21 protein-coding genes are annotated in these 24,623 nt (G+C 52.1%); 12 read left to right on the top strand and 9 right to left on the bottom strand.

The genetic code is table 11. The annotated features are described in order from the left end of the window. Window positions 1–41: 41 nt before the first annotated feature. Complete coding sequence (locus tag VFS25_RS02090) at window positions 42–581, top strand: inorganic diphosphatase (protein WP_326460453.1); 540 nt, start codon at window positions 42–44, stop codon at window positions 579–581. Window positions 582–587: 6 nt separating this feature from the next. On the opposite strand, the gene VFS25_RS02095 is transcribed toward VFS25_RS02090, so the two are convergent. Further along, complete coding sequence (locus tag VFS25_RS02095) at window positions 588–1,361, bottom strand: C40 family peptidase (protein WP_326460454.1); 774 nt, start codon at window positions 1,359–1,361, stop codon at window positions 588–590. Between the two features lie 105 nt (window positions 1,362–1,466). On the opposite strand from VFS25_RS02095, the gene VFS25_RS02100 reads away from it, so the two are divergent. Both VFS25_RS02100 and VFS25_RS02105 read left to right on the top strand, forming a co-directional pair. Next, window positions 1,467–2,027, top strand: a complete 561-nt coding sequence (locus tag VFS25_RS02100; RefSeq protein WP_326460455.1) for a sigma-70 family RNA polymerase sigma factor — start codon at window positions 1,467–1,469, stop codon at window positions 2,025–2,027. Between the two features lie 4 nt (window positions 2,028–2,031). Beyond that, window positions 2,032–3,141, top strand: coding sequence for a tetratricopeptide repeat protein (locus VFS25_RS02105; protein WP_326460456.1), 1,110 nt, complete (start codon window positions 2,032–2,034; stop codon window positions 3,139–3,141). 7 nt (window positions 3,142–3,148) lie between these two features. Here the strand turns inward: VFS25_RS02105 and VFS25_RS02110 are convergent, their stop codons facing one another. Next, window positions 3,149–3,451: a hypothetical protein gene (locus VFS25_RS02110; protein ID WP_326460457.1), complete on the bottom strand. Its 303-nt coding sequence runs from the start codon at window positions 3,449–3,451 to the stop codon at window positions 3,149–3,151. 152 nt (window positions 3,452–3,603) lie between these two features. On the opposite strand from VFS25_RS02110, the gene VFS25_RS02115 reads away from it, so the two are divergent. Further along, entirely contained in the window at window positions 3,604–4,167 is a 564-nt protein-coding gene (locus tag VFS25_RS02115) for a sigma-70 family RNA polymerase sigma factor (RefSeq protein ID WP_326460458.1), read from the top strand. An 11-nt stretch (window positions 4,168–4,178) separates the two neighbouring features. Continuing rightward, window positions 4,179–4,547 carry a zf-HC2 domain-containing protein gene (locus tag VFS25_RS02120; protein WP_326460459.1) on the top strand — a complete coding sequence of 123 codons (369 nt, stop codon included), beginning with the start codon at window positions 4,179–4,181 and terminating at the stop codon, window positions 4,545–4,547. Between the two features lie 171 nt (window positions 4,548–4,718). On the opposite strand, the gene VFS25_RS02125 is transcribed toward VFS25_RS02120, so the two are convergent. Next, window positions 4,719–5,198 (bottom strand): nucleoside deaminase, encoded by a 480-nt coding sequence (locus VFS25_RS02125; RefSeq protein ID WP_326460460.1) that lies wholly within the window; start codon window positions 5,196–5,198, stop codon window positions 4,719–4,721. A gap of 97 nt (window positions 5,199–5,295) precedes the next feature. Continuing rightward, window positions 5,296–7,911 (bottom strand): ATP-dependent chaperone ClpB, encoded by a 2,616-nt coding sequence (gene clpB / locus VFS25_RS02130; RefSeq protein ID WP_326460461.1) that lies wholly within the window; start codon window positions 7,909–7,911, stop codon window positions 5,296–5,298. Window positions 7,912–8,179: 268 nt separating this feature from the next. Between clpB and VFS25_RS02135 the strand changes: the two genes are divergently transcribed. After that, entirely contained in the window at window positions 8,180–9,454 is a 1,275-nt protein-coding gene (locus tag VFS25_RS02135; RefSeq protein WP_326460462.1) for an OmpA family protein, read from the top strand. Window positions 9,455–9,456: 2 nt separating this feature from the next. Here the strand turns inward: VFS25_RS02135 and VFS25_RS02140 are convergent, their stop codons facing one another. Both VFS25_RS02140 and VFS25_RS02145 read right to left on the bottom strand, forming a co-directional pair. Further along, a complete protein-coding gene (locus VFS25_RS02140) occupies window positions 9,457–11,376 on the bottom strand; it encodes a DUF3857 and transglutaminase domain-containing protein (protein WP_326460463.1) in 1,920 nt (639 codons plus the stop codon). Window positions 11,377–11,382: 6 nt separating this feature from the next. Next, window positions 11,383–13,353 (bottom strand): DUF3857 domain-containing protein, encoded by a 1,971-nt coding sequence (locus VFS25_RS02145; protein WP_326460464.1) that lies wholly within the window; start codon window positions 13,351–13,353, stop codon window positions 11,383–11,385. 158 nt (window positions 13,354–13,511) lie between these two features. Between VFS25_RS02145 and queG the strand changes: the two genes are divergently transcribed. From queG to VFS25_RS02175, 6 genes are all read left to right on the top strand, one after another. After that, a complete protein-coding gene (gene queG / locus VFS25_RS02150) occupies window positions 13,512–14,438 on the top strand; it encodes a tRNA epoxyqueuosine(34) reductase QueG (RefSeq protein WP_326460465.1) in 927 nt (308 codons plus the stop codon). A 237-nt stretch (window positions 14,439–14,675) separates the two neighbouring features. Then, a complete protein-coding gene (locus VFS25_RS02155; protein ID WP_326460466.1) occupies window positions 14,676–15,218 on the top strand; it encodes an alpha/beta hydrolase in 543 nt (180 codons plus the stop codon). 69 nt (window positions 15,219–15,287) lie between these two features. Further along, window positions 15,288–15,563 carry a metalloregulator ArsR/SmtB family transcription factor gene (locus VFS25_RS02160; RefSeq protein WP_326460467.1) on the top strand — a complete coding sequence of 92 codons (276 nt, stop codon included), beginning with the start codon at window positions 15,288–15,290 and terminating at the stop codon, window positions 15,561–15,563. Window positions 15,564–15,698: 135 nt separating this feature from the next. Beyond that, window positions 15,699–16,769, top strand: a complete 1,071-nt coding sequence (locus VFS25_RS02165; RefSeq protein ID WP_326460468.1) for an efflux RND transporter periplasmic adaptor subunit — start codon at window positions 15,699–15,701, stop codon at window positions 16,767–16,769. Window positions 16,770–16,803: 34 nt separating this feature from the next. Then, entirely contained in the window at window positions 16,804–19,953 is a 3,150-nt protein-coding gene (locus VFS25_RS02170) for an efflux RND transporter permease subunit (protein ID WP_326460469.1), read from the top strand. Beyond that, window positions 19,950–21,290, top strand: coding sequence for a TolC family protein (locus VFS25_RS02175; RefSeq protein ID WP_326460470.1), 1,341 nt, complete (start codon window positions 19,950–19,952; stop codon window positions 21,288–21,290). Before VFS25_RS02170 ends, VFS25_RS02175 begins: the two co-directional genes overlap by 4 nt. 150 nt (window positions 21,291–21,440) lie before the next feature. Here the strand turns inward: VFS25_RS02175 and araA are convergent, their stop codons facing one another. The 3 genes from araA to VFS25_RS02190 all read right to left on the bottom strand — a co-directional run. Beyond that, window positions 21,441–22,943 (bottom strand): L-arabinose isomerase, encoded by a 1,503-nt coding sequence (araA, locus tag VFS25_RS02180; protein ID WP_326460471.1) that lies wholly within the window; start codon window positions 22,941–22,943, stop codon window positions 21,441–21,443. Window positions 22,944–23,327: 384 nt separating this feature from the next. Continuing rightward, window positions 23,328–24,029 (bottom strand): L-ribulose-5-phosphate 4-epimerase, encoded by a 702-nt coding sequence (locus tag VFS25_RS02185; protein ID WP_326460472.1) that lies wholly within the window; start codon window positions 24,027–24,029, stop codon window positions 23,328–23,330. After that, window positions 24,026–24,623: FGGY-family carbohydrate kinase (locus VFS25_RS02190; protein WP_326460473.1), on the bottom strand; the 598-nt coding region annotated here is incomplete at its 5' end. The genes VFS25_RS02190 and VFS25_RS02185, both read right to left, overlap by 4 nt.

Here is a 24,623-nt window from a genome sequence, read left to right on the forward strand (position 1 = left end):
CATACAACAATTTTTGGAGTAACCATAAAAGCAAAGCAGATATGACAACGAATCCATGGCACAGCGTTAATCCCGGGGCCGAAGCGCCGCATATTGTAAATGCAATTATTGAAATACCCAAGGGCTGCCGCGCCAAATACGAGCTGGATAAGGAAAGCGGCCTGCTGAAGCTGGACAGGGTACTGTATTCATCTGTATATTATCCTGCCAACTACGGCTTTATACCCCGCACTTATTGTGACGACCATGATCCGCTGGATATACTGATACTTTCACAGGTAGATGTAGTGCCCCTGTGCATTATGGAAGCCAAGGTAATAGGCGTAATGCAGATGATTGACAGCGGTGAGGCCGATGACAAGATCATTGCAGTTGCCGCCAACGACATGAGCGTAAACCACATTAACGATATATCGGAGCTGCCGCCTCACTTCATCGCAGAAATGCGCCACTTCTTTGAAGAATACAAGAAGCTGGAAAACAAAACCGTAAAGGTAGAGGAGTTCCAGAACAAACAGGTAGCTGAAAGAATTATCAACGAAAGCATTATCGCTTATAACGGGATGTTCACCAACAAGTAACCATCCCTACCCCACCCGCTTAATGATCCGCAGCTGATGCGTGCGTAACCCGGTTTCGGCATGCAGGATGCCCTGGTTATCTACCGGGTCTATCCGCACCTTGCCGGATGCATGTATGATCTCGTGGTCGTTCAGCAAAATGCCCACATGTGTAATACGGCCTTCTGCATTGTCAAAAAAAGCCAGGTCGCCGGTGCGCGCTTCCTGCAGAAAATCTACCGTGTTGCCCTGGGTGGCCTGCTGCCAGGCATCGCGCAGCAGGGGAATGTTCAGCAGCTTGTATACCGACTGGGTAAAGCCGGAACAGTCGATCCCGAATACCGAACGGCCGCCCCACAGGTAAGCGGTGTTCAGGAAGCGGGAGGCAATACGCATCACCTGCTCTGCTTGTAGCTTTGCAACCGGTTCAACAGGATGGATTTCCTCAAATTGTACCTCAACGCTTCCCCAAACTGTTCGTTTGCTGTTTTCAGGCACTTTCAGCAGGCAGCCGTAAGGAATGTACATGGGCCAGCCGTTGAGGGTTACAGGCGTTACCCAGTGAGGAGCGTAGTACGTATAGGGAGCGTCAAACAGCTGCTGCTCAATTGTTTCCAGGTGGCTGGCCGTGCACCAGCCTTCGTACCCGTCGTACTGGTTCTTTACCCTTACCCACCCGTCGGCCCCTGTTTCCAGCACGGTAACGCACTCGCCCCAAAGGCCCTGCGACACCATTTCACTTTTATGAGAGGGCGCTGCACGCAGCGGTGTTACCGGCACTACAATAATGGCATGTGGCATATTAATTGTATTAATACTATGTTCTTGATTTACAGGCTGAGAAAGAAATTAGCGTAAATAAATGAACTATTTCGGGATTTATACGTAAATATATATAATAACACCATGTACCAGCAATTAAACAACCTCTCCGACAAAGAATTAATTTCCCGCGCCCGTAAGCTGAAGGACCGGGAGGCGGAAGGCGTGCTGCTGGAAAGATACAGTCATTTAATGGTGGCCGTTTGTTTACCTTACCTGAAGAAAGATGCCGGCGCTGGCACCCAAACCGTTTTCCCCCAGCTGCTGCAGCGTCTTAGCAATGGTCTTAAAGTTCAATCCATTCAAAAGGCCAATGAGTGGGTACACCAAACCATTAAAACATATTTCACCAACCCGGACAAGCAAGTGCCTTACTATCCCTCCAGGGAATCGAAAGACCGGCTGCAAACTGAGAACAGGGTGGAGAAAGCTGCCACCAACACCATAGAACGGCAGCAACTGATAACCCATGTACACCAGGCATTATCCAAACTGGGTACAGACGACCGTTATATAATGGAACAATTTTACCTGGAACATAAAACCTTTGCCGACCTGGCTGCTCAAAAAGGAACAACCGTTGAAAAAATCAGGCAACAACTGAAGAAGGCCAAGAGCAGGCTGGCTACGCAACTCACTAACTGAGCCTATGCCAAATAATACCACCCATAACGAGCATGAAAAGCTGCTGAAAATATTTGCAGGCATCCGCTGCCTGAATAAAGACCAGCTGCCCCGCTACCTGGAAGGACGCCTGACCGATGTGGAAAAACACCTGGTTGAGCAGCACATGGTCGACTGCGACCTGTGTTTCGACGCCCTGCTGGCACTGCAGCAGGAAGGCCTGCTGGAACAGTACCAGGGCCTGTCAACCGGTATACAGCAATATATACGCGATAGTATCAGGCCGGTATCACAGGTACGTAAAATGGAGCATTATGTTCGCAAGGTAAAACAGCGGGAAAGCATGCTCATTTATTTCTGGCTGGCAGCCTTTATAGCAGGAGGCGCCGCCCTGCTGTTTGTAATGAACCAGTATAATTACCGCAGGCCCCATATTATACATGCAGCCATGCCCGTAATGGCGGCCGCCAATGTAACGCCGGCCCCTGCGCCTGCTGCCACCCTGCCAACAGACAGCGGGCTGCTGCAGCCGCATAATACGCCGCCGGCGCCGGTTGCCAGGCCAACAACAGCCCAGGCCACCCCGGTTGTAAAAAAAGACACCATACGTACTGTTGCTCCCCCCGCTGTTAAACGGCCGGCGGCAGACAGCACTGCGGTTGTTAAACCAGGCGCAGCGCCCGTTAAGGCGCCTGCGAAAGACAGCATTAAGAAAACCGTTGTAAAAAGCAACACCGAAGAAGCAGCCAAACCGGCTCCTAAAGACACGCCGGCTACCGTGCCTGCAAAAAATACGGAGAAAGATAAAAAAGACAACAGCAGCGATAACAATACCAAACAACCCGCCGGCGCAACTGCCGCCAGCGCCTCTTCTACCAAGGTAGACACTGACGAGTTCCTATACAAGGCTGCCATGGTGTACCAGCGGCAGGGCGACCTGAATGAGGCCATTAACCGCTATAAACGCCTCTCCGACGGCAACAGCAGCCGCATTGGCGAAATGGCCCGCTACCAGATGGCCGTCTGCTACCGCGATAAAGGACAAACCGGTAAAGCCAAACGCGTGCTCAAAGAAGTGATCCGCATGGACGGCAGCATGAAAAAAAGCGCCCAGCAGCTGCTGGATAGTTTGTAGAGGCGCATCAGCAACAGTCATGAAGCACCCGGTCATGCACGATTACAAATGTCATCCATAACACAACCAGGATTAATAGCAAATTAATGATTGTGAAGGCCGTGTAATAATTTCTCCGGAAATCGTTGGGCTTCCTGGCAATTTTTTTAGCGTACATCTTAGAAGCAATTGGAATCAGCGCCACTATCAATAAGACAATAATCCCCGGATAAAGACCCGTGATGGCAATGCCAATAATGCTCAGTACCGCCACCGTAAGGGTTAATGCCATTGATACAGAGGAAACAACGCTGAATGTTTTCGTTTCCATTTTGATAATAATTTAAGATTTCAAAAATTACCTGGCAATCCAAAATTATTAAAAGCACTTTGAATTACAAAGTACTTTTAATATTATTCCCCCTTTTTTATGGAAAAAACCCAAAACCTGCATCTTAGAGGTAAGCATTCTATCTTTACCCTGTGATTAGCAACCTGACGGACGAAGAATTATTACAACGCTATAAAGCGGAGGGCAACAGCGAATACATAGGCCTGTTGTTTGACCGGTATGCCCTGTTGTTACTGGGTATGTGCATGAAGTACCTGAAGAATGAGGAAGACGCCCGGGACAGTGTGCAGCAGCTGTTCCTGAAAGTATTGTCGGAAGTGAACCGGCACCGGGTGCAGTACTTCAGGGCCTGGATATACCAGGTAGCCAAAAACCACTGCCTGATGCAGCTGCGCAAAAAGCACATCCGCTACCAGGAGGAAATAACCGACCAGCAAATGCCGGCCCCCGCCGCCCCGGAAGATACGGGCCGGTTCCGGGAAAAAGACCAGCTGCTGGAGAACATGGAGCAAGCCCTGGAACAGCTGAACCCGGAACAGCGTACCTGTATACGCCTGTTTTACCTGGATAAGCAGTCGTACCAGCAAATCAGCGAACAAACCGGTTACACCCTGCTGCAGGTAAAAAGCTATATACAAAACGGTAAACGGAATTTAAAACACTTAATAGAAAAACAACCAAGCCATAAACGTTAATTTTGCATATTGTGAAAGAGGATTTTAACGACATATTTGTAGTTACCGGGCAATGTCCCGCGCAGCAGCAGCTCCTGGATTATGTGCAGGGGAAGCTGAGCGCCGCGGAGCAGCATGAGGTAGAAAAGCATGTGGCCAATTGTGAGCTGTGCAGCGATGCGCTGGAAGGCCTGGCCGCCATGCCGCAGAAAGAACGTTTACCCGTAATGGTGAGGCAGATGAAATGGCAGCTGTTACGCAAGCTGCGCAAAAAGAACCACCGCCGTAAATGGCATAATGATCACTCACAGGATTATTACATGCAGCTGGTGCTGGCCGTAATGGCTATACTGTTCCTGCTGCTGGCCGCTTTCTGGGCCGTACACTTCATGCAGAAATAACGCCGATGTGCAGATGTGCAGATGAAATGCAGCGGAGATTGCATTATTTTTCACAGAGGTAAGATTTACAGGGATTCATAAATCACATCTGCAATTTATGCACCGCCGGCGCCTATAAGCAACCTTCAAAAAAGCAGTTCGCCATCATCTGCACATTTGCATATCTGCACATTAATACAGCCGCTTCTCTCCCTTTTCTTTCCAGTCTTTAAACACCTGTAAGGCAGCTGCGCTGGGAAATGCAATGAACGGTATTTTCTTAGCGGAGTGGGGTACTTCTATTTCGTGGTAAATAAAAGAGTCGTCGAAATCAATGGCTGCCGCATCTTCTTTGGTGTTGGCAAAATACACGCGTTTGGGGCGGGCCCAGTAAATGGCGCCCAGGCACATGGGACAGGGCTCGCAGGAGGTATAGATCTCGCAGTCCTGCAGCTGGAACGACTGCAGCTTTTTGCAGGCGTCGCGGATGGCCATCACCTCTGCATGGGCCGTGGGGTCGTTCAGGAGCAACACCTGGTTCCAGCCCCTGCCAATGATCTCCTCCCCTTTCACTACAATGGAGCCAAAAGGGCCGCCATCACCATTTTCCATCCCCCGGCGGGCCAGGTCCACGGCTATTTGCATAAATCTGCGCTCTCTTTCGCCTGTCATATGTACGTGTTTATAACCAAATTTAAATAAAAAACCCGGGCGAAGAGTCGCCCGGGTATTTCCTGTAACTGTATATCGTTATATTGTCAATGCTCGTTTAGTGTTGTCCGTTACCGTTGTTCCTGATGGCCACCACGCCGTCAAACACGTCTACCAGTACCGGTTTGCTTTTATCTATCTCGCCTGATAATATCTTCTTGCTCAGCAAGTTCACAATCTCTTTCTGTATCAGGCGTTTCAGCGGGCGGGCGCCGAACTGCGGATCATAACCCTGGGTAGCCAGGTAATCCAAAGCGTAATCGGAGAACTCAAGTATCATGCCGTTTCTGGCCATCAGCTCTTTCAGCTGCTGCAGCTGTATGCTGATGATGCCTTTGATCTCTTCACGCATCAGCGGCTGGAACATGATCACTTCATCCACCCTGTTCAGGAACTCGGGCCGTATGGTTTGTTTCAGCAGCGTCATTACTTCTTCGCGTGTGGCGTCCACTACTTCTTCACGGTTCCGTTCATTGATCTTCTCAAAGTTCTCCTGTATAATGTGGCTGCCCATGTTGCTGGTCATAATGATAATGGTGTTCTTGAAGTTCACCACGCGGCCTTTGTTGTCCGTTAAACGGCCATCGTCCAGTACCTGCAACAGGATGTTGAAAGTATCGGGGTGCGCTTTCTCGATTTCGTCCAGCAGCACCACGGAGTAAGGTTTACGTCTTACGGCTTCTGTAAGCTGGCCGCCTTCCTCGTACCCAACGTACCCGGGAGGGGCGCCTACCAGCCTGCTTACGGCATGTTTCTCCTGGTACTCACTCATATCAATCCGCGTCATCATGCTTTCATCGTCAAACAGGTAATCTGCCAGCGCTTTCGCTAACTCCGTTTTACCTACACCGGTAGTACCCAGGAAAATAAAGGAGCCTATAGGCCTTTTAGGATCCTGTAAGCCGGCGCGGCTGCGGCGGATGGCGTCGGCCACTGCTATAATGGCTTCTTCCTGCCCTACTACGCGTTTATGCAGCTCATCTTCCAGCTTCATCAGCTTATCGCGCTCACTCTGCATCATGCGCGTTACGGGTATGCCGGTAGCTTTGGCTACGTTTTCGGCAATGTCCTCCGCATCTACCTCCTCTTTCAGGAGGCGTTTGTGGTTATCAGACAAGTTGTTCAGCTCCGCCGTATACCTGGCTACCAGCTGCTCCTGCTCTTTCACTTTACCGTAGCGGATCTCTGCTACTTTTCCATAGTCACCGTTCCTTTCCGCCTGTTCGGCTTCCTGCTTCAGGTTTTCTATAGCAGCTTTCGCATTCTGTATTTTGTCTACTACTTCTTTTTCCTCCTGCCATTTGGCTTTGAAGGTGTTCCGTTCTTCACTCAGGCGGGCTATTTCGGCATTTAACTCCGACAGCTTTTCTTCATCATTCTCACGTTTAATGGCCTCCCGTTCAATTTCCAGCTGCCGTATTCTTCTCTCCAGCTCATCCAGCTCCTCCGGCATGGAGTTCATTTCCAGCCGCAGCTTGGCGGCGCTTTCATCTATCAGGTCAATGGCCTTGTCCGGCAAAAAGCGATCGGTAATATAACGTTGTGATAATTCTACCGCTGCAATAATAGCTTCATCTTTTATACGTACATGGTGGTGGCTTTCATAGCGTTCTTTCAGTCCTCTCAGTATAGAGATGGCGTCTTCCGCCGTAGGCTCGTCTACCAGCACGCGCTGGAAACGGCGTTCCAGGGCTTTATCTTTCTCAAAATACTTCTGGTACTCGTTCAGCGTGGTAGCGCCAATGGCCCGCAGCTCACCGCGCGCCAGGGCGGGTTTCAGGATATTGGCGGCATCCATAGCGCCTTCCATGGCCCCTGCGCCTATCAGCGTATGTATTTCGTCAATGAACAGGATAATCTGTCCTTCACTTTCCGTTACTTCCTTTATCACGGCTTTCAGCCTTTCTTCAAACTCACCGCGGTATTTGGCGCCGGCCATCAGGGCCCCCATGTCCAGGGCAAAAATGGTTTTGGTGCGCAGGTTATCCGGCACATCACCGTTAATGATACGGTGTGCCAGCCCTTCTACAATGGCGGTTTTACCTACGCCTGGCTCCCCTACCAGTATAGGGTTGTTTTTGGAACGGCGGGAAAGAATATGGAGGGTTCTCCTGATCTCCTCATCCCGGCCTATCACCGGGTCCAGCTTACCTGCGCTGGCCAGCTCGTTCAGGTTCTTGGCGTATTTCTGCAGGGCGTTATATTGTGTGTCGGCTGTTTGGGAATTTACCGTGTTGCCTTTACGCAATTCCCTGATGGCGGCTTTCAGTCCTTTTTCCGTTAAACCGGCATCTTTGAGCAATTTAGCAGTATCGTCACTGCCGCCCAGTATGCCAAGCAGCAGGTGCTCCACGCTCACAAACTCGTCTTTAAACTCTTTGATGCTGCTGCCGGCGCGCAATAGCGCACTATTGGCGTCGCGGCTCAGGGTTTGCGCCGGTTCCGCACCGGACACCCTGGGGTATTTTTTCAATTGCTCATCCAGCTTACCGGAGATAAAGCCTGTATTTACATCATTTTTCTTGAGTAAATAGGCAATGGCGCTATCCTCATCATCCAGCAGGGCTTTCAACAGGTGGCCGGTTTCAATGGCCTGCTGCTGGTTGTTAAAGGCCAGCTGCTGCGCCTGTTGCAGCGTTTCCTGGGATTTGATGGTAAAATTGTTGAGGTTCATTATTATATGTTTTCTCCTTTTGTTGTTGAATTTAGTCGGTTCGGTACTATGGCTGTTTATTAACAAAACACGCTCCAAGGTTATCCGAAGGTAATTTTGGCATATTTACGCCCCTGAGCCTGCTTTTTTTTCATACTTCAATGCGCTTTGCTGCTAATTTTTCAGGTGTATGGTGATAACGGTGATGATTATATGAAGCATTATTTAGTAAACAAATCGCCCAGGCCGCCTGTTGTATGTTTAAGCAACCGACAAAAACAACCACCCCATGCCTTTGGATTTATTAAGCGCTGTGCAAAATCTTTTTACAGGAGATGTTATTTCCCAGGCAGCTGACCGGCTGGATGAGAGCGAAGCCCGTATAGAAACTGCTGTTACGGCTGTTATACCGGCCGTGCTTACCGGCCTGCTGCATAAAGCCGGTCCCCGCGGCGACTCTACCGGCGCGCTGCGCCTGGTCCGTAAAGCAGCCGGGGCCAATATTACCGGTACGCTTATCAGCACCCTGCAAAACTATGCAAACGGCTGGGTAAGCAAAGGCACGGCACTTTTACTGGAGCTTTTTGACGATAGAGTATCACAGGTAATCAACGCTGTTGCTGATTTTGCGGGCATTAAAGCATCGGCGGCCAGCACCCTGCTGCATGCCGCCACACCGGCCATACTGGGCGCCGCCGGCGAGCAGGCTGTTGCCCGTAACCTGAGCGGCAGCGGTTTCCTGGCCTACCTGAACAGCCAGAAAGGCCCTATACTGGCCGCCATACCACGGGGCTTTAATGTAGCCAGCCTGGGATTGGGCAACCCTGCGGACATCAGCAGTAAGCTATCCAATATGGCCGCCGGCTTCGCCAGCCCTGCAGCGCCGCCGGTTCAGCAGCGCAGGACCGTTACCCGGTGGGCAGGCAACACCCGCTGGCTATGGCCGCTGTTGCTGATGCTGGCGGCTATCATGTTATTATGGTACCTGGTAAAAGGCTGCGGGGATGATAATGCTGTAAACGCCGCGGCCGATACCACGGCTGCTAAAAGCGTAACAGATACGGCGGTGGCCCAGGTAAGCACTTCTGAAGAAGTGTACCGCGAACGCATTAAGGTACTACTACCCGACAGCACCATGCTGGAGGCTTATAAAGGCGGGATAGAAGACCAGCTGGTAAGCTTCCTGAACAGCCGCCTGCAACCGGCGGGTAAAGAGGTGTGGTTTGGCTTTGACGACCTGCACTTTGCCCCCGGTAACGCAAACATTACCCCGGAAAGTAAGCCGCAGCTGCAGCACATTGCAGCCATCCTGAAAGCATACCCCGGTGTGAAGATAAAAATAGGCGGCTATACAGACCATTCCGGCGATAGCCTGTATAATATGCGGCTTTCCCGTTCCCGGGCGCAGGCGGTGTATAATGCGCTGCAAAAGCTGCAGGTAAACCCGCAGCAGGTAGTGGTGGCCGCCGGCTATGGCGACCAGTTTGCCAAAGCCCCGGCCACGGCCCCGGAAGAACAGCGCCGGCACGACCGGCAGGTTGCCATAAGCGTAACGGAAAAATAGCGTTACTCGTTCTTCACCAATACAATCCGGCTCCTGTCGGCCCGGAAAACATCATCATAAAACTTTTCCAGCTCACTGAAAGCGCTGGCCGGGAAAGTGCCAGCATTGCACTGCATAGTACGTATATAGGTAAGCGTACTGTCCTTTACCAGCACCATGGCGGCATAGGTGCCAAAGCGGCTTTTCAGCAGCGTGGGTTTTGGCAGCAGCTCGGGCTTATAGCCCGCCGGTATGGTAAGCAATACCGTATCTACATCTGTATAGGCAAACACCCGCTGAATATCGGAACGGCGCTGCTCTTCCGTGCTGATGCGCATACTGCTTTTATTAAGAATGTTGGGCTCAATGAACATGCGCCTGCCGCTGATGGACACGTAGTTACGGGCCGTAATATCCAGCTGCTCGGCTATGGCCGGCGCGGCGCCGCTTTGCTCCTGGCAGCTGTAGCTGTTCACATCATAGCTGGGCAGGGCCAGGGAGGTACGTATCCATTCCATCAGCTTTTCGCGGGAAAGCATGTGCAGCCGCAGCCGCAGCTCGTCCTGCTGCTGCCCGGTGCTGATGGTGCGCACCTGCGCCTGTACATTACCGTCGGGCATAATGTGCGCCTCCAGGCGGCGCAGCTGCTGGTTCAGCTGCGAACCGTACACCGGCGTATGCACCAGCTTTCCGCCGTTTTCCGTAACCACCAGCACCGGCCGGTCGGCAGTAAAGCCGCTTAAATAACCGGCGGGCAAATAAGGGCTGGTGCATTCCAGCCAGGTAGTGTCTTTACCACGCGGTACACAGGTGATCACGTGGTTGAACTGGTCACTGGGAAAATCGTTTTCAAAAGCGGTTTCTCCGTAACCGGAATGCACCAGTGTGCAATAGCCGGTAATGCCGGCCTCTTTCAGCAGGGCGCACATGTAGTTGGAAAGGGCTTTACAATCACCGTACCCCTTATCCGCCACATAAGCCGCATCAAAGGTTTGCCAGCCGCCTATGCCCAGCTGTATGCTTACATAGCGGGTATGCTGCTGCAGGTATTGATATAATATCCTGATCTTTTCCGTGGTATCGCTCACTGCATCTGTAAGCCGGTGCACGGTTTGCTTTGCTGCATCGGTCAGCTCGTCGCGGTTTTTGTTCAGCGTGTATATAAACCTGCCGTACGTTTCCCAGCTGTTCATATTACCTTTAAAGCCGCCCATTTCAAAATCGCTGGGGGCCAGCCAAACCGATGTGGTGCGGCGGCTCCATGCAGGGGCCATTATTTCATCGGGCCTGGTTTTTATTTGCCGGGCCTCCCAGGTATAGGTGCGTATGTCCTTTTCCGTGGTTACCTGCGGCGCGCCTTCATACTGCACCTGCCGGTAACGCAGCTGGTACTGCTGCGGTACGTTCACCACCAGACGGCTTTGCTCCACCGCCATATCATGATCGTCCTGCGGCACCCAGCGCGGGAAGAATGCGGTGCAGCTATAATCAGTTGTTATTTCATATTCTACCGTGTATGGGTATACGTTGTAATAAAAAGCATGCTGCTTTACCCGGTTATCTGTGATCATGGAAACGCCGTCGCCGGCTGCTTCGTCTATCACATCACTTTGCTTCAGCTTTTTAATGGCTTTCCCCGAACCGTCATATAGTACGCCCCGTATGGAGCGGACGGTCCGCAGCTTATCATACCACTCTCTCATAAGGGCATGCCGGCTGCCGGCTTCATCCAGCACTGTAATTACGTAGTGGTTAACCAGGCGCGCCTCACCCGCGCCGGTGAGCTTAAACTGCACTTCCTCCCAGCGCTTTACCGCATGGGCGCCGGCCTTCAGCTCCGCGGGTATGGTAGCAGCGGGGTATTGCGGGTCGCCCGCCGTTGCAGGAAACGCGGCCAGCAATAACAGGTATAAACCACAAAGCGGTAATAATAATGTACGCATAGCTGCTTATGATTTACTTTTCTTTTTCAGCACAATCTGTTCGCTTTGCTTTTTCACTACCAGGTCATAAAAGCTGCGCAGGTTCTCATAATCCTCCGGCGGAAAATAGGTGCGGTCCAGCTTTATACGGCAACGCAGCTGAATGCCGGTCCCCACCTTGTCTATAAAATACTGGAACAGGCCATCCTTTTCATTCAGCTTTGCCATAGCTGATTTGGGCATTTCCTCCACTTCATAGCCGGCCGGTATATCCATTTGCAGCACGTAGGTATGGTCTGTTTTACCAGGCATTTCCACCGGGTACAGGCGCTGGCTGGCTTTGAACGGGTTGGCCTGAATGCCTTGCCCCATCATGGGGTTGAAATAAAGTATATCGTCGTTCCCCGGCTGCCATTCAAAATCAAATTTTACATTGGCAGTGGTTTCCAGGCTATCAAGGTTGTTAATTTCCTGGTTGCTTAGCCGGGAGTAGGTTTTTGAAAGGGATTTAAAATAAGCGTCTTTGCCGGTGCTAAATACTTCGTTACGCAGATCATAAGAGTCTTTATAGCCCAGCCATTGCTGGTAGGTGCCTTTCATGCCGCCATCTCCCGCAACCAGGAATATGGAGGTTGTTTGCTGCGACTGCAGGGAGTCGGGGTTAAAACGCACGGCTGTTCCGGCAGTGTCCAGCACATGGGCGGCCCCGTTATAGCAGGAGGCGTGCAGCCGGCCAAAGCCCAGCGGGTGAGCGGCATCCAGGTACACGGTATCTGCGGCCAGTTCCACCCTGGCTATGGTATAGTTAAACCGGGTAACCATGGGGTACTGCGTGGCGTAACCATTATTGCGGGTGCTTAACAGCACCGGGTGGGCGGTAAGCCCGGCTTTGCGCAGCATGGCTACCAGCAGCAGGTTTATATCGGTGATATTACCGTTACGGCTGGTGAACACGGTTTTCAACGGCTTATCCAGGTACAGCGCCGAATGGTCTGTACAGGTGTAGTTGTTCCTTACGTAATAATAGATATTACGCGCTTTATCTTTATCCGTGGCTGCGCCGGCAGTAAGCATGCTTATAACATCGCCCATGTAGCCGTTGTTTTTATCGAGCGCCGCGCCGTAATCATCATCCTTCAGCATGTCCTGGGCCAGCTTGGACCAGGTAGCCATTACCGGCTTTACTTCTCCATCGGCCGATTTGGTGGCCGACAGCTGAAAGTCGATACGCGTAATATGGTTGCCCAGCGTAGTGGTAAAACCTTCCTCCTTTAATGCAGGCACATCCCGCGCTATCCAGCGGTAGGTGCTAACGTTAGCCGTTACCGTTACACGTTCTGACTCCAGGGTGCCGCCATAAGGCCCTTCTTTGGCGTAATCAAAGCCAAAGGTTTTCAGGGCATCGGTACGGGGTTTTGACTCCAGCTTGTGAAAGCCCTGCGCAATAAAAATGTAGTCGTAAAACTGCGGAATACCCACGGAATATTCGCTCCACAGCTCGGGGTACTCGCCCTGGAAAGCCCAGGGCTGCAGGTTAAAGATAAAGGGAGAGGTAATGGTGTAGGTAAACTCTATAATGCTGCCCTCCTTTACGGCCGGCAGGGTAAACTTTTGTACGCGGTGATTCTTGTCGAGGTCCTGGGTAAACACGCTGTTATCATCCATTTCGGTAGTTACCACTTTCCCGTTCTCCAGGTTATAGGTAGCTGCTTTCAATGTGCTTACCTTTTCCTCTTCGGCGCCTTTGTGATACAGGTATATTGACCTGTTGGCCGCCTCATAGCCGGTTTTGTCCAGTATTTTCACACGGCACAGGCGTTTGTACACCAGCCTGAAACGCTCATGCTCCGGTTCAAAATTGGAAGAGCCTATATCTGCCAGCACTACGGCATGCGCGCCGGTGTCGAGCTCAAAGCGGGTATTCTTAAAATCTTCAGATGAGATCTTTCCGTACCGGGTATTGTCTTTTTTTTGTGCAAGCGCGTACAGCGTTAACAAACAACCGGTTAAAACGCAAATTGTTCTTTTAAAATGCATATAGGGATGAATGGGTATAGGCGCGAAAATAAATAATTTTCTGTTTACCCCTATCACACAAATGGGGCAGCGCCCTGCCTGCCATGTGGTAGCGGTATGTTTTGTAACTTGCAGGCGCAATGCTTACCGCTACAGAAAAATATACGCGCTTTATTAAGCAGCAGGCTGCGGCCCTGGGTTTTGACCATTGCGGCATTGCGCGCGCCGTGCAGCTGGATGATGATGCCCGCCGTTTGGAAGAATGGCTGCAAAAGGGCATGCACGGCTCCATGCATTACATGGAGAACTATTTTGATAAGCGTATTGATCCCCGCAAGCTGGTAGACGATGCACAATCTGTAATAACGCTGCTGTTAAACTATTACCCTGCAGCACAGCAGCAGCCGGATGCGCCCCGGGTAGCCAAGTATGCCTATGGCAAAGATTATCATGAAGTGATAAAGGGCAAGCTCAATACCCTGCTGCTGATGATGCAGGAAGAAATCGGCGAAGTAAGCGGCCGTGGTTTTGTTGACTCCGCGCCGGTGCTGGAACGCAGCTGGGCGCAGCGCAGCGGCCTGGGATGGATAGGCAAGAACGGTAACCTGATACATAAGCAGGCCGGCTCTTTTTTCTTTATTGCCACCCTTATTACCAACCTGCCGCTGGAATATGATGCGCCGGTGGGCGACTACTGCGGCAGCTGCACCCGCTGCCTGGACGCCTGCCCTACCCAGGCGCTGGTAAAACCAGGGGTGGTAGACGGCAGCCGTTGTATATCCTATTATACCATTGAGCTGAAGGAACTGTTAATACCCGGCGAAATGCAGGGTCGCTTTGAGAACTGGATGTTCGGTTGTGATATTTGCCAGGATGTTTGCCCCTGGAACCGCTTCTCAAAACCAAATAAAACTGTGGAGTTTGTCCCCATTCCCGAGATACTAAACTTCACTACACGCGACTGGGAAGCCTTGTCTGAAGAGGCTTTCAGAGAGTTGTTCCGTTACTCCCCACTTAAAAGAGCAAAGTATAAAGGCATACAACGCAATTTGAAATTTATTAGTTAAGTACTACATTTGTGCAAAGCAGTGAATATAAACAAACAATTCCTCCAGCGTGCTTCGCTGATACATTTTCCTTCATAAACTAATATGCGCAACATAAAATATTCGCTAAAGATCTTATGGACCTGAGTGCCATAACGTGGAATTTTAGCATTAAAAAAGGCCGAATTCCTTCGGCCTTTCTTTTTACCTGCCTTTTGTGTACATTGTATATCCATCTTCAAAAATCATTTCGGGTTTATGGAAACAAGCGTACTGACTGCCCCGGGACTGGGCAGCTCCGGTCCTTTACATTGGCAGACACTATGGGAGCAGCAGCCGGGCATTCACCGGATAGAACAACAGAACTGGGACGCGCCGGTATGTGCCGACTGGGTGGCGCAAATAGAGCGTGATGTGGCTGCGGCCGGGCCGCAGGTAGTAGTAGTGGCGCATAGCCTGGCCTGTATAGCCCTGGTACACTGGGCCGCACAAACAAAATTAAAGATAAGGGGTGCCCTGCTGGTAGCGCCGGCGGATGCGGAACGGCCGGGTTTTCCCAAAACCGCCACGGGCTTCTCTCCCATTCCTTTACAGCCACTCCCTTTTAAAAGCATTGTAGTTTCCAGCACCAATGATGAATATACCACGCCGGAACGCGCCCGGTACTTTGCCGATGCCTGGGGCAGCCGTTTTGTGAACACCGGGCCTAAAGGACATATTAATGCCAGCTCAGGCCTGGGCGACTGGCCGGAAGGACAGAAACTGTTAAAAGAATTGCTGCATAACTGGAATACGCTTTGAAGTGCTGGATAACTTCATTTAAAGCCGTAATTTTGCTTCCTGAATGCTAAAAGCTTAAATGATTAATGTATGGATACCAAGAAGGTGGAGAAGATTGCCAAAGCGCTTGCAGACCCTAACCGATTGCTGATTTTAAAGGAGTTGAAAAAAAACCAGGACTGCTTATACTGTTCTGATGTGTATGAGTTCATTGATCTTACACAACCCTCTATTTCCCATCACCTGAAACAGCTGTCCGATGCGGAGCTGGTAATACCGGTAAAAGAAGGCCGTTATGTAAAGTACCGGCTGAACGCCTCCATGATTGACCAGTATGTGGAATTTTTACAGACCCTTAAAAGCTGACATTTTTTTTACACTCAACTTATCGAAACATTTCAATACGTCTATACCTTTGTTACCCGGATGATCTTTTCGGGTTTCCCCGGTTCTAATCTATTGAAACATTTCAATATGTCTATAAACAAAAGCACCCTTTTTATGAAGCACCAGTTATTGTTATTCCGTTCCGGCGCCGGCCTGCTCCTGCTTGCGGCCCTGTTTTCAGTGTTGCTGCAGGCCTGCGCCACCAGGGCCAGTGAAAAAGAGCCGCCTGTTACCGCCACTACTGCAGCCATACCGGCTGACGGTCATATTGTTAAAACCAGCACTTTCAGCGATAACCTGGAAATTACCGGCTCGCTGGTAGCCAACCAGGAAGTAAGCATTGTGAGCGAGCTGCCGCGCAAAGTGGTGCAGGTGCATGTGAAAGAAGGCAACGTGGTAAAAGCCGGCGCCCTGCTGTTCCAGCTGGATGACGCCGATCTGCAGGCGCAGCTGGAAAGGCTGCACCAGCAGGAAAAGCTGGCCAGCCTGAATGAAGCGCGCCTCAAAGACCTGATTGAGCACGACGCTGCCGTACAGCAGGATTATGACCAGGCCATCACCAACCTGAAAGTGCTGCAGGCAGAGATACGCCAGCTGCAGGTTACCATCGGCAAAACCCGCATACGCGCCCCTTTTGACGGCCGTATAGGCATTATACACGCTTACCCCGGCGCACTGGTTTCGGCCAATACCGTACTAACGAACATTGTAGATGACAGCCGTATTAAAGTGGAGTTCCGGGTACCGGAAAAATACGCGCACCTGGTCAGCATCAATGAACAGCAAACATTTACCGTAGCATCCGATACCGTGCACCACCATGCAGTTGTAATTGCCAAAGAGTCGAGCCTGGACGCGCAAACCCGCACGCTGCTGATAAGGGCCGTTACGCCCAATGCGCAACATGCACTGGTACCAGGACAAAGCGCCCGCCTTACACTGTCGCTGCGCACCGCCGACAATGCGCTGAAAATACCCAGCCAGGCGTTAATGCCTTCTGCAGAAGGATATGCCGTATATGTTGCCAGGAATAAAAGCGCGCAGCTTGCCAATGTGCAGATAGGGCAGCGCGGCGCTTATGACGTGCAGATACTGAAAGGCCTCTCTGCCGGCGATACCGTTATCACCAGCAACCTGCTGCGCCTTACGCCCGGCGCCGCGGTAAGCTTTGTAACGGTTAAATAAATCTCTTTTTACTGCTAACAACCTCTCTTTTTTTATGAGTGCTATTTCACAAATGAGCATCTCCAGGCCTGTATTGGCCGGGGTGATGTCTGTACTGCTTATACTTTTTGGTATAGTAGGCTATACTTTCCTGGGCACGCGGGAATACCCGGTAACCGACTCGCCGATTGTAACGGTAACTACCGTGTACCCGGGCGCCAGCGCGGATATTATTGCCTCACAGGTAACCAAGCCTTTGGAAGAAGCCATTGCAGAAGCCAACGGCATCCGCGCCATGTCGTCTGTTTCCCGTGAGCAGGTAAGTATTATTACCGTTGAATTTAACCTGAGCACCGACCTGGAAGCTGCCGCCAATGACGTACGTGATAAGGTTTCCAAATCGCGGCAGCAGCTGCCCACGGATATTGAGCCTACCATTGTGGAAAAATCCGGCCCGCCGGAGTTCCTGGTGTTCCTGACTGTAAAAAGCGCCACCAAAAGCCTGGAGGATATTACCGACTTCGTGAACATCAACATCAAGGAACGGCTGCAGTCCATTCCCGGCGTGCGCCTGGTAGACTCGTATGCCGGCCGCAAACGCGCCATGCGCCTGCGTATGGACCCTGTAAAGCTGGCCGCTTACGGGCTTACGCCGGCTGACATACAAACCGCTTTGCAGCGCGAGAACGTAGACCTGCCCAGCGGCCGTATTGAAGGCCAAAACACCGAAGTAACGCTGCGCACACAAGGCCGCCTGGTTACGGAAGCGGATTTCAATAACATGATCGTTAGCGAGAAAAACGGCGCCATTGTACGCTTCCAGGATGTGGGAACAGCGGTAATGTCGTCGCAGAACGAGCGTACCGCCATGATAGAAGTAGAAGGCCAAACAGCGTTATTTGGCGTAGGCACCGGCGTGCAGCCGCAGCGGGGCGCCAACTCCCTGGCTATTGTAGACGAGTTTAAAAAACGCTTTGAAGAGATTGTGAAGTCGGCCCCGAAGGATTACATTATATCCCTGGGTAAAGACTTTACCGTACCGGTGCGTAACTCCCTGTCGGAAGTGGAGGAAACGCTCATGATCGCATTCGGGCTGGTAACGCTGATCATCTTTATTTTCCTGCGCGACTGGCGCAGCACCATTATTCCTATTGTGGCCATCCCTGTATCTATCATCTCGGCCTTCTTCATCATGTACATCGGCAACTTTTCCATTAACGTATTAACGCTGTTAGGACTGGTGCTGGCCATAGGCCTGGTGGTAGACGACGCCATTGTGGTGCTGGAAAATATATACAGCAAGGTGGAGCAGGGCATGCACCCGCTGGAGGCGGCGCGCAAAGGCTCCAATGAAATATACTTTGCCGTTATATCCACTACCATTACACTGGCCGCTGTGTTCCTGCCCATCCTGTTCCTGGGCGGCATTACAGGGCGCCTGTTCCGCGAGTTTGCCATAGTGGTGGCCGGCTCTGTGCTGGTATCGGCCTTTGTGGCCTTAACGCTGTCGCCCATGATGAGCGCCTACCTGCTGAAAGCCGGGGCCACGCATGGCTGGCTTTACCGCAAAACAGAACCCTGGTTTGAAAAGCTGAATAACGGTTACGCACGTTCGCTGCGTTTCTTTTTCCGCTACCGCTGGGCAGGTTTTGTATTGCTGCTGCTTTCGTTTGGCATTGCTTACCTGCTGGCGCCCCGGCTGCCCTCTGAGCTGGCGCCGCTGGAAGACCGCTCTATGATAGGCCTGGCAGTGATTGCTCCCGAAGGCACCTCCTTTGAAAACATGGAAGCTACCATGAAAGAGATCAGCAACTACGTGGCCGACTCCATACCTGACCTGAACAACAACCGCACCTACGCCGGTGTGGCAGCCAGCGTAGGAACGCTGGTACAGCCGGTGAACGGCGGCTTCCAGTGGATATTCCTGGAAGACCCCAAAAAGCGCAAAAGCGGTATGACACAGGCACAGGTGTATCAAAAGCTAATGGGCGCCGTGCAGCGCTTCCGCAACGTATTATGCATACCCATACAAATACCTACCATTGGCGGCTTTGCCACCACGCAGCCCGTGCAATATGTAATTAAAGCGCCCGACCTGCAGCAGCTGATTAATATTATGCCTGCGCTGATGGGCGAAGTGTATAAAAGCAAAAAACTGAGCTTCCAGGACCCTGACTTTAAAGTAAACCGCCCGGAGATCAGCATTTCCATAGACCGGCAGCGGGCGGCCCAGCTGGGCATCTCCACGCAGGAAATAGGCCGTACGCTGCAGCTGGCGCTGAGCGGCCGCCGCTATGGGTATTTTATTTACAACGACCGGCAATATGAGGTAATAGGACAGCTGGACCGCAGGGAACGTTCTGCGCCCGAAGACCTGCGCTCTCTTTTTGTAAGGGCCGCCAATAACGACATGGTATCGCTGGATAACCTGGTGAGCTTGAAAGAAGGCATTAGCCCCCCGGCCATTTACCGTTACAACCAGGAGTACAGCGTAACAATTTCCGCAACGCCACCGCCGGGCGTAAGCCTGGGCGAAGCCATCCGGGAATTGGACGGCATTACCGCCCGTGTACTGCCCAAGGGTTTTTCCACCGACCTGGCCGGCCAAAGCCGCGACTATGCGGAAAGCAGCTCCAGCCTGCTGTTTGCCTTCATCTTCGCCATCATTCTCATTTACCTGGTGCTGGCAGCGCAGTTTGAGAGCCTGATAGATCCGTTCATCATCCTGCTTACTGTTCCCATGGCTGTAACTGGCGCATTACTGAGCCTGTGGTTCACCGGCCAGTCTATCAACATCTTCAGCGAGATAGGCATTATTATGCTGATAGGTTTGATCACCAAGAACGGTATTCTTATCGTGGAATTTGCCAACCATAACAAGCAGGGCGGCCAAAGCGTGCGGGAGGCGGTGCTGAATGCGGCTGTGTCGAGGTTCCGCCCTATTCTTATGACCACGCTGGCTATGATATTCGGCGCGCTGCCCATTGCATTGTCACTGGGCAACTCATCCGGCAGCCGCACTTCACTGGGTATTGTAGTAGTAGGTGGGCTGCTATTTGCCGGCGTGCTTACGCTGTACGTGATCCCCGCTGTTTATTCGTATTTCTCCCGGCCTGCTAAAAAAACGCAGCCGGTTAACGGAACACCTGCTGCCGCTATCCCTGCGGGCCATGCTGCTGCTGTTCCTACAAACAATGTATTATGATAATCAGAACCTTTTTCAAATACTGTATTTTATCCGCAGCCGGGCTGCTGTTATATGGCGCTACCGGTAACGCGCAAACGCTTTCGTTATCGCTGCACGATGCGGTGTCGCTTGCCATCCGGCACAACCGCGCATTAAAAGCAGCCGGTATAGACGTTCGCATAGCGCAGGAGCAGCGGAAAGTAGCGCGCAGCCTGTCGCTGCCCAGCGCCGGCATAGGCGCGCAATATGCCCATTACTTTGACCTGCCCGTATTCTTTGGCCTTGGGGAAACAGATGATAAGAACAAGGTGCCTTACAGCCGCTTCGGCGGGCGCGATCAGTTCACCGCGGCGCTATCTGCCAGCTACCCGGTATATAACCCGGCGGCCAGGCCTTCACAGCGCGAAGCACAGCTGCAGGAAAAAGCCAGCCGCAGCAGCTACGCTGCTAAGGAAATAAACATCAGCGCCGCTGTAAAACGCACCTACCTGGGCATACTGGTGTTAAATGAACGGTTAAAGCTGCAGTATGAAAGCCTGCAGCGCAACAATAAAGCCCTGCAGGATGCGCGCTCCCTGCTGGCGCAGGGCCGGGCTTTAAGGGTAGATACGCTGCGTGCATACACCACCGTTAAGAACCTGGAGCCTGACATGCTGCGGCTGAACAAAGCCATTGAAGTAGGCAAGCTGCAGCTAACCACCCTTATTGGCATTGACACGGTGCAGGATGTAATCCTTACCGACTCGCTGCTGCATCCCGACGCCATTACCATACCCGGTGAAGCGGCGGTGTATGAAACAGCAAAGGCCAACCGCCCCGACCTGCAGCAGCTGAACCTTAACCGGCAGATCAGGGGGCAGGGAATTGCGCTGGCCAAAGCCCGGCGCCTACCCGTAGTATCGCTGGTAGGCCAGTACCAGCTGCAAACGCAGGCGCACAGGTTTGATTTCTTTAACGCCTCCTGGCCGGCGGCATCCTTTGCAGGCGCACAGGTAACCGTGCCGCTGTTCAGCGGCAGCAGCAACCTGGCCAAAATACGGCAGGCCAGGCTATCGTACGAGCAGTCGGGCATACAACTTACCGACGCCTATGAGCAGCTGAAGACCGAAGTAAGGCAGGTGGTGGCCAACCTGCAGGAAACCTTTGAAAGAATGCAAACGCAGGAGCAGGTAAAAACCACTGCGGCGGAAAGCTATACGATTGTGCAATACCGCTACCAGAAAGGCGTAACATCCAGGCTGGAATTAACAGATGCGGAGCTGGCGCTTACCACGGCCCAGTTAAATTACCTGGAGGCGGTATATGATTACCTCTCTGCCAGGATTGAGCTGGACCGCACTACCGGTAAACAATAGCTGCGGTTCTATTTGTTTAGTGTTTTTCACCATGTGCGTTGCCTCTTAACAAAAAAGGCCGGAAGAATCCGGCCTTTTGTTATTCCACGTCATCAATGGCTGATGATAATCAGCAACTAATTTTGTATATACCTGTTATTGAATTGTTGCTTACCTGTTGTTAAGCTGGTAAAATACTTCATTCCAGCGCAGCTCGTTCCTGAACTGGTACAGCTTTGTTTCCTTATCTATACGCACATATTCAATGCCGGCCATGTCTGCAAAGTCCTGCATATGGGCAGCGGTTAAATGCTGGCTGTAGCAGGTATGGTGGGCGCCGCCGGCCTGAATCCAGGCTGCGCAGGCGGTGCGCATATCAGGCAAGGGTTTCCACAAAACGCGCGCTACGGGCAGCTTAGGCAGCTCATGCAGCGGCTTAACGGCTTCCACCTCATTTACCAGCAGGCGGAAACGGTTACCCATATCAATTACAGATGCGTTAATAGCAGGGCCTTCTCCTACATTGAATACCAGGCGCACGGGGTCGGCCTTGCCGCCAATACCCAGGGGGTGCACTTCACACGTTGGTTTTCCGCCGGCGATAGAAGGGCATATTTCCAGCATATGCGCTCCTAATACTAAACGGTTATCCGGGTCAAAGTGGTATGTATAGTCCTCCATAAATGAGGCGCCGCCGGGCAGGCCGCTCCCCATTACCTTCATGGCGCGTACCAGGGCCGCGGTTTTCCAGTCGCCCTCCCCGCCAAAGCCGTAACCATCGGCCATGAGGCGCTGCACCGCGATACCGGGCAGCTGGTCCAGGCCATGCAGGTCCTCAAAGGTATCAGTAAATCCTTTAAAATTACCTTCTTCCAGGAAAGCGCGCAAACCTAATTCTATGCGCGCCGCTGTTTGCAGGGAGGCATGCTGGTTGCCACCCTTGCGTAAAGCTGCGGCCACCTGGTAAGTTTGCTCATATTCGTCGGTAAGGCGGGCTACTTCCGCATCGCTTACCGCTTTAACTTTGGCTACCACATCGCCAACGCCATAGCCGTTTACGGAATAGCCGAACTGCAGCTCTGCCTCTACCTTATCGCCTTCTGTAACCGCTACCTGGCGCATGTTATCGCCAATACGGGCAAAGCGCGCGCCCTGCCAGTCGTACCAGCCGGCAGCCGCCCGCAGCCAGCCGCCTATTTCATCCTGCACGCTGCCCTCCTGCCAGTGGCCTACCACTACTTTACGGTTCATACGCATGCGCGACATCATGAATCCAAACTCACGGTCGCCATGCGCCGACTGGTTCAGGTTCATAAAGTCCATATCTATATCGGCCCAGGGAATATCACGGTTAAACTGCGTATGCAGGTGCAGCAACGGGCGTTGCAGCACCTTGAGGCCGCCTATCCACATTTTAGCGGGCGAGAAGGTATGCATCCAGGCGATAATGCCGATACAGTTTGCAGTGGTATTGGCTTCCTGGCAAACACGGTATATTTCATCCGGGGTTTTCACCACGGGTTTGAATACGATCTTAACGGGAATGGCTGCAGCGCCATCCAGCGATTTAGCAATAGCCTGCGCATGCGCTGCTACCTGTTTCAGGGTTTCTTCTCCGTACAAATGCTGGCTTCCGGTAATGAACCAGGCTTCGAGGCTTTTGAGTTGTGTCATTGATTCAGTGTTTTTTTATTATCAATTACGAATTACGAATTCAATTACGAACTTTCGATTTACGAATTACGAATGGTAGAACTACTGCTTTTAATTAGCCGTTGCCATTACAAGCAGTGTTTGAATTACGAATTTTTGACTTACGGCCCCGCGAAGCGGTGTATTGCCTGTTCTGCGTTTGCGGAAAGTGCATTTGAAAATTATTATGAATGCGAATAATTACGAATGATGGAAATGCCGTTTTTAATCACTCCACTGCCGCCGCTACATTAATTGTTGCCCCACTGCAGCCAGCAATATCTTACCTGTTCAAACTGCATCGTATCTTATACCCCGCCGCTATTATCCGTAATCCGTAGTTGAATAATTCGTAACTGACTACGGCTATTGGCCGTAGTACGCGTCCGGGCCGTGTTTGCGCTCATAGTGCTTGCGGATGAGCGTTTCCTTGAGGCGCGGGGCCTGCGGGTTGGCCTGTTCCGTGAGCAATGCCATGCGGGCTACTTCTTCCAGCACAGCGGCATTATACACGGCCTTGCCGGCGGTTTTGCCCCAGGTAAAGGGAGCGTGGTTGCCTACCAGTATCATTTCCACTTCTTCATAAGAAAGCTTTTTATCCCGGAAGCAGTTCATGATCTGGAAACCGGTTTCGTATTCATAATTCCCTTTGATCATGTGGTCGTCCATAGGCGGCGCACAGGGAATATCTACCGTGAGGTGATCGGCGTGCGTGGTGCCAAAGATGGGAATGTCGCGCTGCGCCTGTGCCCAGGCAGTAGCATAGGTGGAGTGCGTGTGCACGATACCGCCTATTTTTTCCCAGTGTTTGTACAGCACCGCGTGTGTTTTGGTATCGGACGAAGGGCGGTGCGTGCCTTCCACGATGTTGGCGTCAAAGTCTACCACCACTATCTGCGCTGCTGTCAGCTGCTCATAGGGCACGCCGCTGGGTTTAATGGCAAATACGCCTTTGTCGCGGTCTACCACGCTTACATTACCAAAAGTAAACAGCACCAGTCCCAGCCTGGGCAGGGCCATATTGGCTTCATACGCCTGTTCCTTAATGGATTGATACGGACTACTCATGCAAAAAATTTTTCAGTGAAGGCTCCCAGCTCCAGGAATTTCGTATAGCGGGCGGCGTAGTACGCCACCTGTTCCGGGCGGGGATGCCAGGTATGTTCAAAGCCTGATGACATGGCTTGCTGTGCGGCAGCTACATCGGGGTGTATGCCGGCACAAACAGCGGCAAACATGGCGGCGCCTAATGCGCACGCGTGCTCGCTGCGTACTATTTTAATGGGGCGGTTCAGCACATCGGCCAGCACCTGCATAGCGTATCCTGATTTTTTTGATACGCCGCCCAGGGCCAGCACTTCATGAATAGGCACGCCTTCTTTCACAAAACGGTCTACAATGCTGCGGGCGCCAAAAGCGGTAGCTTCTACCAGCGCGCGGAACAGGTGCACCGCATCTATACCCAGGTGCAGCCCTACCGCCGCGCTGGTTACGGTGTGATTGGCATCGGGCGTGCGGCGGCCGTTGAACCAGTCCAGCACCAGCGGATCATTAGGCCGCAGGGGCAGCTGCTCCGCTTCTGCTGCCAGGTAGGCCAGCAGCTTGCTTTCGGCCACGGCCAGCTGCGCTTCCTGCTCCGGCATAACAGCGTACAGGGGCTGC

Origin of the sequence: Chitinophaga sp. (assembly GCF_035761305.1) — a bacterium.
Lineage (GTDB): Bacteria > Bacteroidota > Bacteroidia > Chitinophagales > Chitinophagaceae > Chitinophaga.

What these genes read in the sequence shown, in the direction of transcription:
- VFS25_RS02110 (WP_326460457.1), bottom strand. Translation starts at nt 3,451, where the DNA reads ATGGAAACGAAAACATTCAGCGTTGTTTCCTCTGTATCAATGGCATTA.
- VFS25_RS02125 (WP_326460460.1), bottom strand. Translation starts at nt 5,198, where the DNA reads ATGACAGGCGAAAGAGAGCGCAGATTTATGCAAATAGCCGTGGACCTG.
- VFS25_RS02165 (WP_326460468.1), top strand. Translation starts at nt 15,699, where the DNA reads ATGAAGCACCAGTTATTGTTATTCCGTTCCGGCGCCGGCCTGCTCCTG.
- VFS25_RS02095 (WP_326460454.1), bottom strand. Translation starts at nt 1,361, where the DNA reads ATGCCACATGCCATTATTGTAGTGCCGGTAACACCGCTGCGTGCAGCG.
- VFS25_RS02160 (WP_326460467.1), top strand. Translation starts at nt 15,288, where the DNA reads ATGGATACCAAGAAGGTGGAGAAGATTGCCAAAGCGCTTGCAGACCCT.
- VFS25_RS02140 (WP_326460463.1), bottom strand. Translation starts at nt 11,376, where the DNA reads ATGCGTACATTATTATTACCGCTTTGTGGTTTATACCTGTTATTGCTG.
- VFS25_RS02105 (WP_326460456.1), top strand. Translation starts at nt 2,032, where the DNA reads ATGCCAAATAATACCACCCATAACGAGCATGAAAAGCTGCTGAAAATA.
- VFS25_RS02185 (WP_326460472.1), bottom strand. Translation starts at nt 24,029, where the DNA reads ATGAGTAGTCCGTATCAATCCATTAAGGAACAGGCGTATGAAGCCAAT.
- VFS25_RS02135 (WP_326460462.1), top strand. Translation starts at nt 8,180, where the DNA reads ATGCCTTTGGATTTATTAAGCGCTGTGCAAAATCTTTTTACAGGAGAT.
- VFS25_RS02170 (WP_326460469.1), top strand. Translation starts at nt 16,804, where the DNA reads ATGAGTGCTATTTCACAAATGAGCATCTCCAGGCCTGTATTGGCCGGG.
- VFS25_RS02100 (WP_326460455.1), top strand. Translation starts at nt 1,467, where the DNA reads ATGTACCAGCAATTAAACAACCTCTCCGACAAAGAATTAATTTCCCGC.
- VFS25_RS02090 (WP_326460453.1), top strand. Translation starts at nt 42, where the DNA reads ATGACAACGAATCCATGGCACAGCGTTAATCCCGGGGCCGAAGCGCCG.
- VFS25_RS02155 (WP_326460466.1), top strand. Translation starts at nt 14,676, where the DNA reads ATGGAAACAAGCGTACTGACTGCCCCGGGACTGGGCAGCTCCGGTCCT.
- VFS25_RS02175 (WP_326460470.1), top strand. Translation starts at nt 19,950, where the DNA reads ATGATAATCAGAACCTTTTTCAAATACTGTATTTTATCCGCAGCCGGG.
- queG (WP_326460465.1), top strand. Translation starts at nt 13,512, where the DNA reads ATGCTTACCGCTACAGAAAAATATACGCGCTTTATTAAGCAGCAGGCT.
- araA (WP_326460471.1), bottom strand. Translation starts at nt 22,943, where the DNA reads ATGACACAACTCAAAAGCCTCGAAGCCTGGTTCATTACCGGAAGCCAG.
- clpB (WP_326460461.1), bottom strand. Translation starts at nt 7,911, where the DNA reads ATGAACCTCAACAATTTTACCATCAAATCCCAGGAAACGCTGCAACAG.